Source organism: Pantoea conspicua (assembly GCF_002095315.1).
Lineage (GTDB): Bacteria > Pseudomonadota > Gammaproteobacteria > Enterobacterales > Enterobacteriaceae > Pantoea > Pantoea conspicua.
Map to the genome: position 1 here is coordinate 112,710 of NZ_MLFN01000004.1, position 12,992 is coordinate 125,701.

At 56.4% G+C, this 12,992-nt stretch carries 12 protein-coding genes and 3 pseudogenes; 8 read left to right on the plus strand and 7 right to left on the minus strand.

Features of this window, described 5'->3' with window-relative positions; all coding sequences use genetic code 11:
* Positions 1-4: 4 nt before the first annotated feature.
* Both rhaD and rhaM read left to right on the plus strand, forming a co-directional pair.
* Positions 5-847, plus strand: coding sequence for a rhamnulose-1-phosphate aldolase (gene rhaD / locus HA41_RS03015; protein ID WP_094119531.1), 843 nt, complete (start codon positions 5-7; stop codon positions 845-847).
* The gene (gene rhaM / locus HA41_RS03020; RefSeq protein WP_094119532.1) at positions 837-1,151 is read left to right on the plus strand and encodes an L-rhamnose mutarotase; all 315 of its coding nucleotides are present in this window, start codon (positions 837-839) and stop codon (positions 1,149-1,151) included. Before rhaD ends, rhaM begins: the two co-directional genes overlap by 11 nt.
* A gap of 82 nt (positions 1,152-1,233) precedes the next feature.
* Here rhaM and HA41_RS03025 read toward each other — a convergent pair whose 3' ends face one another.
* Positions 1,234-1,884: a TetR/AcrR family transcriptional regulator gene (locus HA41_RS03025; protein ID WP_094119533.1), complete on the minus strand. Its 651-nt coding sequence runs from the start codon at positions 1,882-1,884 to the stop codon at positions 1,234-1,236.
* 300 nt (positions 1,885-2,184) lie between these two features.
* Between HA41_RS03025 and bhsA (HA41_RS03030) the strand changes: the two genes are divergently transcribed.
* A complete protein-coding gene (gene bhsA / locus HA41_RS03030) occupies positions 2,185-2,442 on the plus strand; it encodes a multiple stress resistance protein BhsA (protein WP_094119534.1) in 258 nt (85 codons plus the stop codon).
* A gap of 24 nt (positions 2,443-2,466) precedes the next feature.
* Positions 2,467-2,724 (plus strand): multiple stress resistance protein BhsA, encoded by a 258-nt coding sequence (gene bhsA / locus HA41_RS03035; protein ID WP_094119535.1) that lies wholly within the window; start codon positions 2,467-2,469, stop codon positions 2,722-2,724.
* A 43-nt stretch (positions 2,725-2,767) separates the two neighbouring features.
* Here bhsA (HA41_RS03035) and HA41_RS03040 read toward each other — a convergent pair whose 3' ends face one another.
* From HA41_RS03040 to HA41_RS03055, 4 genes and pseudogenes are all read right to left on the minus strand, one after another.
* Positions 2,768-3,952: a sugar transporter gene (locus HA41_RS03040; protein ID WP_094119536.1), complete on the minus strand. Its 1,185-nt coding sequence runs from the start codon at positions 3,950-3,952 to the stop codon at positions 2,768-2,770.
* A 174-nt stretch (positions 3,953-4,126) separates the two neighbouring features.
* Positions 4,127-4,668 (minus strand): annotated as a pseudogene (gene cybB / locus HA41_RS03045) (cytochrome b561).
* Positions 4,669-4,770: 102 nt separating this feature from the next.
* Entirely contained in the window at positions 4,771-5,031 is a 261-nt protein-coding gene (locus HA41_RS03050; RefSeq protein WP_094119537.1) for a hypothetical protein, read from the minus strand.
* 168 nt (positions 5,032-5,199) lie between these two features.
* Positions 5,200-6,452 (minus strand): annotated as a pseudogene (locus HA41_RS03055) (MFS transporter).
* A gap of 95 nt (positions 6,453-6,547) precedes the next feature.
* Between HA41_RS03055 and HA41_RS03060 the strand changes: the two are divergent.
* The 4 genes and pseudogenes from HA41_RS03060 (at position 6,548) to HA41_RS03075 (ending at position 11,172) form a co-directional block, all read left to right on the plus strand.
* Positions 6,548-7,441, plus strand: a complete 894-nt coding sequence (locus tag HA41_RS03060) for a LysR family transcriptional regulator (RefSeq protein WP_094119538.1) — start codon at positions 6,548-6,550, stop codon at positions 7,439-7,441.
* A 130-nt stretch (positions 7,442-7,571) separates the two neighbouring features.
* The gene (gene mlc / locus HA41_RS03065) at positions 7,572-8,789 is read left to right on the plus strand and encodes a sugar metabolism global transcriptional regulator Mlc (RefSeq protein WP_094119539.1); all 1,218 of its coding nucleotides are present in this window, start codon (positions 7,572-7,574) and stop codon (positions 8,787-8,789) included.
* 113 nt (positions 8,790-8,902) lie between these two features.
* Complete coding sequence (bioD, locus tag HA41_RS03070; RefSeq protein ID WP_094119540.1) at positions 8,903-9,601, plus strand: dethiobiotin synthase; 699 nt, start codon at positions 8,903-8,905, stop codon at positions 9,599-9,601.
* A 181-nt stretch (positions 9,602-9,782) separates the two neighbouring features.
* Positions 9,783-11,172, plus strand: a pseudogene (locus tag HA41_RS03075) (nucleobase:cation symporter-2 family protein).
* A gap of 29 nt (positions 11,173-11,201) precedes the next feature.
* Here HA41_RS03075 and osmV read toward each other — a convergent pair.
* Complete coding sequence (gene osmV / locus HA41_RS03080; protein ID WP_094119541.1) at positions 11,202-12,338, minus strand: osmoprotectant ABC transporter ATP-binding protein OsmV; 1,137 nt, start codon at positions 12,336-12,338, stop codon at positions 11,202-11,204.
* A complete protein-coding gene (gene osmW / locus HA41_RS03085; RefSeq protein ID WP_094119542.1) occupies positions 12,338-12,985 on the minus strand; it encodes an osmoprotectant ABC transporter permease OsmW in 648 nt (215 codons plus the stop codon). The genes osmV and osmW overlap by 1 nt, the downstream gene beginning before the upstream one ends.
* Positions 12,986-12,992: the final 7 nt, after the last annotated feature.

Here is a 12,992-nt window from a genome sequence, read left to right on the forward strand (position 1 = left end):
CACTATGCAAAGCATTCTTTCTTCCTGGTTTGTTCAGGGAATGGTTAAAGCAACCAGCGATATGTGGCTGAAGGGCTGGGATGAGCGCAACGGCGGTAACGTCAGTCTGCGTCTGCTGGAGGAGGAGGTGAAACCCTTTGCTGCCGATTTCTATGCACAACCACGCTGCATTGAACTGACGCAGCCCGCACCCGCGCTGGCAAACTGCTGGTTTCTGGTGACCGGGTCGGGCAAGTTCTTCCGCAATGTACAGCTCGACCCCGCCGATTGTCTGGCGCTGCTGCAGGTGGATGACCAGGGACTCTCTTTTAAAATTCATTGGGGATTGTCGAATGGCGGTCTGCCCACCTCTGAACTGGCCTCCCATTTCCAGTCACATAGCGTGCGTAAAGCGGTCAGCAACGGCGCGGATCGCGTCATCATGCACTGTCACGCCACTAACTTCATGTCCCTGAGCTATGTGGTTGAACTCGATTCAGCCCGCTTTACCCGTCTGTTGTGGGAAGGCAGTACCGAATGTCTGGTGGTGTTCCCGGATGGCGTCGGCATCCTGCCCTGGATGGTGCCTGGCACCGACGGTATTGGCGCTGCCACTGCGGAACAGATGCAGTCGCACAGCCTGGTGATGTGGCCGTTTCACGGCATCTTTGGCAGCGGACCGACGCTGGACGAAACCTTTGGTCTGATTGATACCGCAGAAAAATCCTCTGAAGTGATCGTTAAGGTGCTGTCGATGGGCGGAATGCGGCAGAGTATCACGACCGAACAACTGGTAGCGCTGGGCGAACGCTTCGGGGTGAATCCGTGGCAGGCGGCGCTGGACGTGGGGCCAGCCAATGCTTCGTAAAGCCTTTGTGATGCAGGTGAATGCCGACTGTCACGCAGAGTATGAACGTCGTCATTCCCCTATCTGGCCAGAACTGGCCGAAACGCTGAAGGCGCATGGCGCGCACAACTATGCCATCTGGCTGGATGCGGAGCGCAATCTGTTGTTCGCCAGCGTTGAGATCGAGTCAGAGGCGCGCTGGAATGCTGTTGCTGAGACGGAGGTATGCCAGCGCTGGTGGGCATCGATGAAAGACCTGATGCCCTCTAATCAGGATAACAGCCCGGTGAGCCAGCCCTTAAAACCGGTTTTCTTTCTCGACTGATCGCCTCCGGCTCACAGACAGGCTAGCGGCTCACCAACCATCAGGGCGTTGTTGTCACCGCCCTGATTTTTTACGCTGATTATTACGCTTTGTGCTGACACAAGCCGGTCAGCGTCGGCCACATCGCCATCAGCGTATCAATGATGCTGTCCAGATCGTCCCGCTGCGCACCTTCGCGCGCCCGAACAGACATACCCTGCAGCATACAACCCAGATAGCGCGCTAATGCCGCAATGTTTACCGATTCGCTCAGTTCACCACGCTGCTGACGGGTCAGCAGAAAATCACTCAGCGTGCTCTCCTGTGACTGATGCTGCTGCTGCAACATTGTGGCGATCTCGGCAGAGGCCGCTGACAGGGTGGTAGACGTACAGATAAAGAAACAGCCACCGGGCGAATCGCGGTCGGTAAAGCAGGCCGCCGTGGCGCGAAAGTAGCCTTCGATCGCCTGATCGACCGGCAACCCATCGTTACCCAGTGACGTATCACGCCAGGCGCTAAATTTCTCCACGTAGCGCTCCATTGCTGCCCGGAACAATCCCTCTTTATTGACGAATTCAGCATACAGTGTGGGCGCTTTTGCACCGGTCGCCGCCACCAGGTCGGCCAGCGACGTGCCCTCGTAACCGTGGGTCCAGAACAGGTTCAGCGCCTTATCGAGCGCAGCTTCACGGTCGAAAACTTTGGGACGACCGCGGCACTTCTTCACGTCGCATTCCTGAAGCTGGTTCATAAATCCTCTTGGGTGGTGAAACACCCTATTAAATTACCGATCATTAATAAAATGTGCAAGGCCCGCTTCATTTAGCCGAGATCCCCCTTGCCATTTTGTGCGAAGGCGCTCGCTTATCGCCCCTAAGGTTAAGTGAAAAAGGGGGCTGAAGCCCATAATCACGCCACTTCGCGAATAAAATAACGCTCATTAAATAAATATTGACGGCGTGCCACAAAGGGTTCTATCATTTAGTTAATGATCGTTAATTAAATAACGACACACATTTTTCCATTACAGAATATGAAGAGAGAGAAACTCATGAAAAGCATCAAACTCAGCCTGGCCGCCATCGCACTGACTACCCTGACTTTTGGCGCATTCGCCGCTGAACAGGTCAGCAGTGACCCGATCAATCAGCAGCCTGTCGGCACCATTTCAGTCCAGGGCGGCACCAACCTGAATTCCGTTGAAGCGCAGTTAAATGCCAAAGCGGATGAAGCCGGTGCTAAATCATTCCGTATCACATCAACCAGTGGTCAGAACAAATTGCACGGCACCGCCGTGATTTATCAGTAATTGATGGTTGAAGAGGGGTTCGTTATGAAAAAGTTCACTATCATGGTGGTGGCTGCACTACTCAGCAGCCTCTCCTTTGCCAGCGTTGCGGCCCAGCAGGTTATTCATTCGCCGCTGGATCAGCAAAAAATCGGCGTCATCAGCGCGACAGGCAGCACTAACCTGACCTCGCTGGAACAGCAATTGTCAGAAAAGGCCAGCGATGTCGGCGCAAAGTCTTTCCGCATCACTTCGACCTCTGGCAACAACAACCTGCATGGCACCGCAGTGCTTTATAAGTAAGCTGAAACAGGCTTCAGATAAATTCCTGTCTGAAGCCTTTTTTCTATCCATTGCTGCGTAATTGCGGGTAGCGGCGAAAAATATAGACGCACCAGAGCAGCGCGACCAGACCAATCATCCCGCCGACATTGCCTACATCGGCCATCCTGAAATGCAGGCTGACCTGATTCCCCAGCAACGCACCCGCGCCAATACCAATATTGTAGATACCCGACATCAGCGACATCGCAACGTCTGTCGCGTCCGGTGCCAGAGAGAGTACCCGTATCTGCATGCCCAGGCCGATCATCATCATCGCCATTCCCCAGACAATGCACAGGATGGAGATCGCCGCGGGACGAACCGCAGCGAAAATCAGCAGCCCCATGCAGAGCGTAATCAGCGCTATCGCGGCAATCAGCAGAGCTGAAGGGAATTTATTGCCCAGCGAACTGAACAACAGGCTACCGATAATGCCCGCCGAACCAAACAGCAGCAGCAGCAGGGTGGTGAAGTTCTCGTCTGAATGCGCAACTGCCTGCATAAAGGGTTCGATGTAGCTGTAGGCGGTGTAATGCGCCGTCACCACCAGCGTAACCAGCAGATACATGCTGACTAACGCGGGTCGACGGAACAGCATCGGTACGCTGCTCAGTGAGCCGGTGTGTTCACTCGGCAGACGCGGCAGAATCCGCACCAGCATGATCATCAGCACCAGCGCGGAGAGGCCGATAGCCCCAAAGGTCGTACGCCAGCCCAGATACTGACCGACCACGCGGCCAATCGGTACGCCCAGCACCATGGCAAGCGCCGTGCCGGTGGCGAGCATACTCAGCGCCTGGGTTTTCTTACCCGCCGGGGCCACACGGATCGCCAGCGAGGCGGTGATCGACCAGAATACCGCATGCGACAGTGCGATGCCGATGCGTGAAACAATCAGCGAGCGGAAGTCCCAGGCTACCGTTGAGAGCACATGGCTGGCGATAAATATCAGGAACAGCACACCGAGCAGCATTCGTCGCTCAATATTGCGGGTCAGCAGCATCAGCGGCAGAGAGAGCAGCGCGACCACCCAGGCATAGATGGTCAGCATGATGCCAACATCAGCGGTCTGCATCGAAAAATCAGCGGCGATATTGGATAGCAGCCCAACCGGCACAAACTCAGTGGTGTTGAACACAAAGGCGGCAATAGCCAGCAACACCACGCGAAGCCAGGCCGTTTTACGTGAAACAGTAGTTGATTGCATGAGGAGTCAAGTCAGTCAGAACAGCGAATCGGATGTGGCAGAAACATCCGGCGAAAGTGACCTGCGTCACAAATTACTGACTATTGTAGTGAATAAACCCGGAAGGGGAACCTTATAAACCGTTTTTAATCCTGATTATTTTTTATCGCCCTGTGGCAGGGCGATAGCCTGAGGTTATTGACCGCGTCGCCGTGCTGGCATCATTCGCAACAACGTATTGTCCTTCAGCAGATAATGATGAAACAGTGCCGCCACAGCATGCAGTCCGATAAGCCAGTAACCGAGTGGTGCCAGCGTTTCATGCCAGTCAATCAGCCAGTCGGCGAGATCAAAATTGGGTATGGCTGCCACCGGCATACTGATGCCGAACAGCCACCACTCGCGGCCTTTCAGATAGCGTGACGTCAGACCCAGAATCGGCAGCGTGATAAACAGGGCATAGATAAGCGTATGCGTCAGATGCGCCAGCCCGTTTGCCAGCGACGTATAGCCGGCGTAATCGCGGGAGCGCGATGACGGGTGCGCAGCACCAGACGGGTAATCATCAGCACCAGCACCGACGCGCCTGCGCTAAAGTGGGTAATAATCATCGTATAACCCTGCCACGAACCGCGCTGAGTAAAACCGCGCAACTCGATAGTGGCATAGGCGATGACCACCAGCACAAAGGTCAGCCAGTGAAGGGCAATTTGTGATCCAGCATATTTTTCCCGCATGGTAAAACCCGCTAAACAGAATCAGGCCTTCTAACATAACGGAAAATAGCGGCAAATCTTAACAAATTAGCGCAGCGGGATAACTTTTCCGCCGCCACGACGCTAGCGTGACGTCAGGGTATGTTTCAGGGCCACGCTTTGCTGTTGATCAGGGCCGGATTTACCGTTTAGCGGACAGCAGGTATCACAGCCCATCGCGCGTGGGTAGTACTTTTTCGCCTGTAAAATAGCCGCGTTGACCTGATAAAAACTGCCGAGAAACAGTCTGTCAGCGGGCCCCGGCAGAAACGCACAGCCCGCGGCATGTACCACATGGTTTTCGTTATAACCCGATAGTTTGTTTACGTAATAATAGAGAGCCACAGGCGGTCCTTTTTGCTGTGTTAAGCGACAAAAGTAAGCAAATGTCACAATCAGACCGATTATAGCGGGAAAAGCGCATTTTGTTCCTGCTGGACCTGAAGGTTCTGGTACCAGCGGCAAAACCAGGCCCGGAAACTTTTCCGGACCGCGTGGGCAGCAGGGCTGACTTCAGAGCTGTTTAGATTGCAGTCGCCAGGCGACCATCAGCGCCAGCAGCAGCAGGGCGCTGATAAACAGTGTGATACCGGACCAGCCGTAATTGTGCCAGAACAGCCCACCGAGCGTGCCGGCCACGCTGGAACCGACGTAATAACTGAACAGATAGAGCGACGAGGCCTGACCCCGCGCCCGACGCGCTCGCGGACCTATCCAGCTGCTGGCAACCGCATGGGCGGCAAAAAAGCCGGCGGTGAACAGCATCATGCCAGGCAAAATCAGCCACAGCGAATCAAAAGCAGTGAATAACAGGCCTGCCAGCATAATCGCGGTGGCACCGAACATCACCGGCCCGCGTCCCATCCGGCTGGTTAACGCGCCCGCTTTGGGTGAACTCCATGAACCGGTAAGGTAGACAACTGACAGCAGGCCCACAACGGCCTGACTCAGATGCCAGGGCGCCGCCAGCAAGCGATAGCCGATATAATTAAACAGAGTAACGAACGCGCCCATCAGCAAAAACCCTTCGGCGAACAGCACGGCAATCCCGGGTCGCGCCAGTGCAGGCGAAAATTGATCAGCAGGTTGCGCGGGCGCAGCGAGGTGGCGCGAAAATGGCGCGACGGTGGCAGGATTTTCCAGAACATCAGCGCCGAGGCCAGTGAAAAACAGCCGATAACCGCAATCGCGACGCGCCAGGAGTAGAAATCGGTCAGAACACCACTCAGCAGGCGACCACTCATGCCGCCGATTGAGTTGCCGCTGATATAGAGTCCCATCGAAAACGCAACGATCCGGGGTGACATCTCCTCGCTCAGATAGGTCATGCCGACCGCCGCGACGCCGCTCAGTGACAGCCCCATCAGCGCCCGCATAATCAGAATGCCGTGCCAGCTGGTCATGGTGGCGGAGATCAGCGTACAGATTGCCGCCAGCATCAGGGCGGTCACCATCACAGATTTACGCCCGACAGCATCAGAGAGCGGCCCGGTCACCAGCAGGCCGAGTGCCATCAGCCCGGTGGAGATGGAGAGTGACAGACTGCTGGCCGCCGGCGACACGCCAAACTGCTGCGACAGCACCGGTAAAATCGGTTGTACACAATAGAGCAGGGCAAACGTCGCCAGACCGGCTGAAAAGAGTGCCAGCGTGACACGCATAAATTGCGGTGTCCCCCGGGTGATCCAGCCTGATGAGGCTGGCGAAACTAACGGTCTGCCTGCGACCTGATTCTCAACGGTAGCGGCCTGAGTAGTGCGGCTCACAATCTTTCCTCAGTGATGAAAAACCTGTCGTCAGCTTAAAAAAGGGTGATTATGATGTCTAATATATTAATAATCTCAAATGAGACGTTGAACATATGAATATTGAGCTGCGTCATCTGCGCTACTTTATCGCCGTGGCCGAAGAGTTGCATTTTGGCCGGGCGGCGTTGCGGCTGAATATTTCCCAGCCACCCCTAAGCCAGCAGATTATTCAGCTGGAAACAGAGACCGGTGCCCGTTTGTTTAATCGCACCAACCGCAGCGTGCAGCTGACGGCCGCCGGTCATCAACTGCTGCAGGATGCCCGCGCAATCCTGCTGCAGGTTGAACAGGCCTCAGATCGGGCGGCGCGACTGCACCGCGGTGAAGAGGGTGAACTGCGCATCGGTTTTACCTCTTCCGCACCCTTTACCGCAGTGGTGTCAGATGCGCTCTACCAGTTCCGACAGCGCTGGCCGCAGGTGCATATCCAGATGCAGGAGATCAATACCCGTCAGCAGCTGGCACCGCTTCATGATGGACGGCTGGACCTCGGGGTAATGCGCAACACGCCGTTACCGGCGGATTTACGCCACCAGCTGCTGCTGAGCGAGCCGCTCTATGCGGTGGTGCACTGGGCGCATCCGCTGGCGACGGCGGAAAAAATCTCCGTCGCCGCGCTGGCGGCTGAGCCTTTTCTCTTTTTTGATCCCCAGGTCGGCACCGCCCTCTACAGTGAGATTCTGGCGCTGCTGCATCGTTATCAGATCAAGCCCTACATCACCCAGGAGGTGGGCGAGGCGATGACCATTCTGGGTCTGGTGGCGACCGGGTTAGGCGTGTCGATTTTACCCGCCTCTTTTCGCCGGGCGCAGCTGGCGGATGTGGTCTGGCTGCCGCTGGAAGAGCGCGATGCCCTTTCCGAGCTGTGGCTGGTCTGGTCCGCAGAGCGCGAAATAAATAACCAGATGCGCCATATGATGGCGTTGCTGCAGCAAAATAAGGCGTAACTTCGGCCAGTCGTCACGACAATGTGTGCGATAAATCACATTTCTAATCAAATATTTGACGCTGCCGCCTGTTCTGCATCACCATGACGCATGTTTATTTAGAAGCGCGAAAATAACCGGGAGCAGGGTTGTGAATCTGGACAGTCAACCTGGCCATATTGACCAAATTAAGCAAACAAATGCAGGCGTCGTTTACCGATTAATTGATCAACATGGTCCTATTTCGCGCATCGAACTTTCCCGACGCGCCCAGCTTGCGCCGGCCAGTATCACCAAGATTGTCCGTGAAATGCTGGATGCCCATCTGGTACAGGAAACGGAGTTTCAGGAGCCAGGCAGCCGGGGACGTCCGGCGATTGGGCTGATTCTGGATACCGATGCCTGGCACTATCTGGCGATTCGCCTTCATCGCGGTGCCATGACCTTTACCCTGCGTGACCTCAGCAGCCGCGAACTGGCAGAAGATACGCTGCCGCTGCCGGACGAATCGGCCAGGCCGTTATTGACCGCGCTGATTGAACAGGTTGACGCCTTCTTTATTCGTCATCAGCAGAAGCTGGAACGCCTGACGGCCATCGCGGTGACCCTGCCAGGCTTAATCAACGCCGCCTCTGGCGTGGTGCATCGCCTGCCGGGTTACCAGGTGCGTGACATGCCGCTGGGTGACGCGCTGGCGGCCCGTACCGGTTTACCGGTCTTTGTGCAGCACGATATCTCCGCCTGGACGCTGGCCGAATCGCTGTTCGGTGCCTCACGCGGCGCGGAAGATGTGATTCAGATTGTAATTGATGAAACGGTGGGCGCCGGCGTCATTAGCGGCGGTCAGTTGCTGCATAAACGCGGCCGGGCGCTGGTGGAGATCGGTCATACCCAGATCGATCCCTACGGCCAGCAGTGTTACTGCGGTAATCATGGCTGTCTTGAGACGGTCGCCAGCATCGGCAGTTTGCTGGCGCTGGCCGCTCAGCGTCTGCCAACACAACCCGACAGCCTGCTTCATCAGCAGCCGCTGACGCTGGCGTCGCTCTGTGAGGCGGCCCAGGCGGGCGACCGGCTGGCACGCGATACCATTGCCAGCGTCGGGCATCACGTCGGGCGAATCCTGGCAATGATGGTAAATATCTTTAACCCGCAACATATTCTTATCGGTTCGCCGCTGAATGCCGCGGCAGATGTGCTGTTTCCGGCAGTCAGCAACACTATTCTGCAGCAGTCTCTGCCAGCTTACAGTGCTGTTATCCAGCTGGCACCTACCGCCTTTAGCGAGCCTGGCACGCTGGGCGGTGCGGCGCTGATTAAAGATGCCCTCTATAGCGGATACCTGTTAGTGAAGTTATTGCAAGGTTAAGCAAGACTAATCTTGCGCTAACGCAATCTGTTCTCATCAGCCATTCCTTAAAATGCCGTTTATCCGCAGGGTTAATCGCCGATTAGCCATAAACGGTTTAAGAGGAGAGGGGAGTGAAAAAACTATTTGTTACCGGCACCGATACTGCAGTGGGTAAGACCGTGGTGTCACGTGCCCTGTTACAAAGTTTTATCAAAGCAAACTTCAGTGCGGTCGGGTACAAACCCGTGGCGCGTTGCGCAGTAAAAACCGCTGACGGCCTGCGTAATAAAGACGCGCAGGTGCTGCAAAGCGCGTCCTCTGTTGCGCTGCCGTATCAGGCCATCAATCCGCTGCTGTTTGAGGAGCAGGAAATCTCAACCCACAGCGGCCAGATTATTCATTATGACGCCCTGACTCAGGGCTTAACAAACCTGACGCAGCTGGCGGACCGGGTGGTGGTAGAAGGCACCGGCGGCTGGCGTAGCCTGATGAACGATGCGCGGCCGCTCTCCTGCTGGGTCATCGAGCAGCAATTACCCGTGGTGCTGGTGGTCGGCATCCAGCCGGGCTGTATCAGTCATGCGCTGTTAACGGCAGAAGCCATTCGGCAGGATGGATTACCGCTGGTTGGCTGGGTTGCCAATCGCATTAATCCGGGGCTGGCGCAATACAGCGACATTATTGAAGTGCTGCGTGAAAAAATTTGTGCGCCAATGCTGGGTGAGCTGCCTTATCTGCCGCGCGCAGAACAACGCGATCTGACGCCGTATATCGATATCTCACTGCTTGATCGGCCTGACCTGCACGCTGTGAGTGCAAAGACTGCCTGATCATGAAACAAAATAAATCATATCTGCCGGTAATGAACGTAAAGTTGCAGGTTGATTACCGGCGTAACGCAAAAAATTTATCTTAATTATTCAAGCACCTGGCTAGAAGCGCGAGGTGAAACTGACACGATGGTGTAAAAAATGCATTAACTCCGCTAATCACTGTTACCGGAGCACCATCATGTCGCAATCGCACGAGAAAGGTTTGTTGTACGGACTTGACGCCCGTATCGGTCCCGTCCCGGCATTTTTCGCCGCCTTACAGCATCTGCTGGCCAGCGTGGTCGGGATCATTACGCCGCCGTTGATTATCGGTTCAGTGCTGGGTCTTCAGGCCTATATCCCTTATCTGATTAGCATGTCACTGTTTGTTTCAGGCCTGGGGACGTTTCTGCAGGCCAGGCGTTTTGCCGGCGTCGGGGCCGGCATGATCTGTCTGCAGGGCACTAGCTTTGCCTTTCTTGGGGTCCTGATATCGGGCGGGATGATGATGAAAGCACGCGGCGGATCGCCTGAAGAGATCCTGGCAATGCTGTTCGGCTGTAATCTGGTGGCGGCACTGATCCCGATACTGATCAGCCGCTGCGTGGGTCAGTTACGAAAAGTGCTGACGCCAGTGGTGACCGGCACGGTGATTACCCTGATTGGCATCAGCCTGATTAAAGTCAGCATGACCGACTGGGCTGGCGGACACAACGCCCGCGATTTTTGGCGCGCCGGGCAATCTGGCGCTGGGTGCGCTGACGCTGCTGGTGATCGTGGCGCTTAACCGTTCCCGCAACCGCTGGGCTCGCCTGATCGCGGTCGTGACCGGCATTGTGGTCGGCTGCATTGCGGCGGCGTTAACCGGCCATCTGCAGCTGAAAGCGCCTGACAGCAGTGACTGGGTGGTGCTGCCCGCCTTGTTTAAGTTTGGCTTTGCCTTTGACTGGACCCTTTTCCTGCCGATTGCGCTGGTCTCGGTCATTGCAGTGATTGAGGCGGTAGGGGATCTCACAGCGAATTGCCTGATTTCACAACAGCCCATCAGCGGCGCGGCGTTTCAGCAGCGGCTGCAGGGCGGCATCGTCGCCGACGGCCTGAGCTGCGTGCTGGCTGCGATCTTCTCAGCCTTTCCCAACACCACCTTTGCGCAAAACAATGGCGTGATCCAGATGACCGGGGTCGCCAGCCGTTATGTCGGTATGGTACTGGGCGTGATGCTGGCGCTGCTCGGCCTGTTCCCGGCGATTGGCGCACTGCTGCAGCAAATCCCGCCACCGGTGCTGGGTGGCGCAACTATCGTGATGTTCGGCAGTGTGGTCGCAGCGGGCATCCGGGTGATGACGCAATCGCCATTAGGTCGTCGTGAGATGCTAATCGTCGCGGTTTCATTTGGTGTTGGTCTGGGTGTCGAAGCGGTGCCGGAGGTGCTGAAGCAGCTTCCGCCGCTGATCAATACCTTATTTGGTCATGCGGTGACCACCGGCGGACTGCTGGCGATCCTGCTGAATATGGTACTGCCGGAGGAGGCGCGTGCCGTAACGGCGTCAGAGGCGTCAACGCTGAGTGGTAACGAAAAGCAAGCGTAAAAAAAAGGGCCGTGATGGCCCTTTTTCCGTCAGGGGTTCAGGCGGCGGCGGGTCCGGCCTGAACTCAGGTAATCCGCAATATAATCCTGCGAAATTTCACCGCTGTAGCGGCCATCTTCATCGACGATCGGCATCCAGACGGTATTGTGTTCATACAATTTTGACAGTACCACGCGCAGGTTCTCTTCCGCTTTACCGGTCACCTTAAAGGTATGCAGACGTTCTTCACAGCGGCCGCTGGCGTGACGTGCCTCACGACGTTTCACAAAGCCGAGCGGTTTGCCATCCTCATCCACCACGGTAATCGAGCGCATGTCATTCTCATCCATGGTGCCGAACGCCTCCTCCAGTGAGGTGGAACGCCGGACGGTGATGGTCGGTTGCTGATCGGTCACGTCACCCGCCTGCACCAGCAGCAGGCGCTTCAGCGTCCGGTCCTGACCGACAAAGGAGCCAACAAATTCATTGGCCGGCGTTGCCAGCAGCTCATCCGGACTGGCGCACTGCACGATTTTCCCCTGACCAAAGACCGCAATCCGGTCGCCCAGTTTCAGCGCTTCGTCGATGTCGTGACTCACCAGCATCACGGTTTTCTTCAGCTGACGCTGCATATCGAGAAATTCATTCTGGATCACTTCGCGGTTAATCGGGTCAACGGCACCAAAGGGTTCATCCATCAGCAGTACCGGTGGATCCGCCGCCAGCGCCCGAATCACCCCGATCCGCTGCTGCTGGCCGCCTGACATTTCACGCGGGTAGCGATGCAGAAACTTGTTCGGGTCAAGCGCCACCATACTCATCAGCTCGGTGGCGCGCTCCCGGCAGCGCTTTTTATCCCAGCCGAGCATACGCGGCACCACGGTAATGTTCTCTTCGATGGTCATGTTAGGAAACAGACCGATCTGCTGGATCACGTAACCGATGTTGCGGCGCAGGGTAGTCGTATCCTGGGTGCTGGTGTCTTCGCCATTGATCAGAATACGGCCGCTGGTGGCGGGGATCAGGCGGTTAATCATCTTCAGGGTGGTCGTTTTGCCGCAGCCCGACGGCCCCAGCAGTACGCACATCTCACCGGCAGGGACTTCCAGGCTGACATTATCCACGGCTTTCATGGTGGTGCCGTTTTTCTGGGTAAAGGTTTTCGTCAGGTTTTCCAGTGTAATCATTATCGAATTCCCTTAGGAGTCAGCGCCTGCTGCAAACGGTGCAGCAGCCAGTCAAGTACGATCGCCAGCAGGCAAATCATTAACGCCCCGGCAATCAACATACGAATATCACTGCCGCTGATGCCATCCAGCAGCAGCTGGCCCAGCCCACCGGCGCCAATCACTGCGGCGATCGCCATCACGCCGACGTTCATCACCACCGCGGTGCGGATGCCGCCAAAAATCACCGGCAGGGCCATTGGAATTTCAACCCAGCGTAGTCGTTGCCAGAAGGTCATGCCGATGCCGCGACCGGCTTCGCGCAGGCCGCCGGGCAGGTTCTCCAGCGCGGTGTGGGTGTTACGCACAATCGGTAGCAGCGAGTAGAGAAACACCGCGGTAATCGCTGGCAGCGCACCAATGCCCTGACCAATCAGCGAAAACAGCGGGATCATCAGGCCAAACAGCGCAATGGTCGGGATGGTCAGCACCACGGTCGCGATACCGAGGATCGGCGTGGCCAGCCAGCGCACCCGGACAATCAGAATACCGAGCGGCACGCCAATCACAATCGCCAGCCCGACGGCCACCAGCACCAGCCAGGTGTGCTGCCAGCTCAGCGTCAGCAGGCTGCTCCAGTTATCCATGATGTAGTGAAGGGTATCCACAGTGCCT

Bases quoted from the DNA above. Each gene is read 5' to 3' on its own strand.
- rhaD (WP_094119531.1), top strand. From the start codon at position 5: ATGCAAAGCATTCTTTCTTCCTGGTTTGTTCAGGGAATGGTTAAAGCA.
- rhaM (WP_094119532.1), top strand. From the start codon at position 837: ATGCTTCGTAAAGCCTTTGTGATGCAGGTGAATGCCGACTGTCACGCA.
- HA41_RS03025 (WP_094119533.1), bottom strand. From the start codon at position 1,884: ATGAACCAGCTTCAGGAATGCGACGTGAAGAAGTGCCGCGGTCGTCCC.
- bhsA (WP_094119534.1), top strand. From the start codon at position 2,185: ATGAAAAGCATCAAACTCAGCCTGGCCGCCATCGCACTGACTACCCTG.
- bhsA (WP_094119535.1), top strand. From the start codon at position 2,467: ATGAAAAAGTTCACTATCATGGTGGTGGCTGCACTACTCAGCAGCCTC.
- HA41_RS03040 (WP_094119536.1), bottom strand. From the start codon at position 3,952: ATGCAATCAACTACTGTTTCACGTAAAACGGCCTGGCTTCGCGTGGTG.
- HA41_RS03060 (WP_094119538.1), top strand. From the start codon at position 6,548: ATGAATATTGAGCTGCGTCATCTGCGCTACTTTATCGCCGTGGCCGAA.
- osmV (WP_094119541.1), bottom strand. From the start codon at position 12,338: ATGATTACACTGGAAAACCTGACGAAAACCTTTACCCAGAAAAACGGC.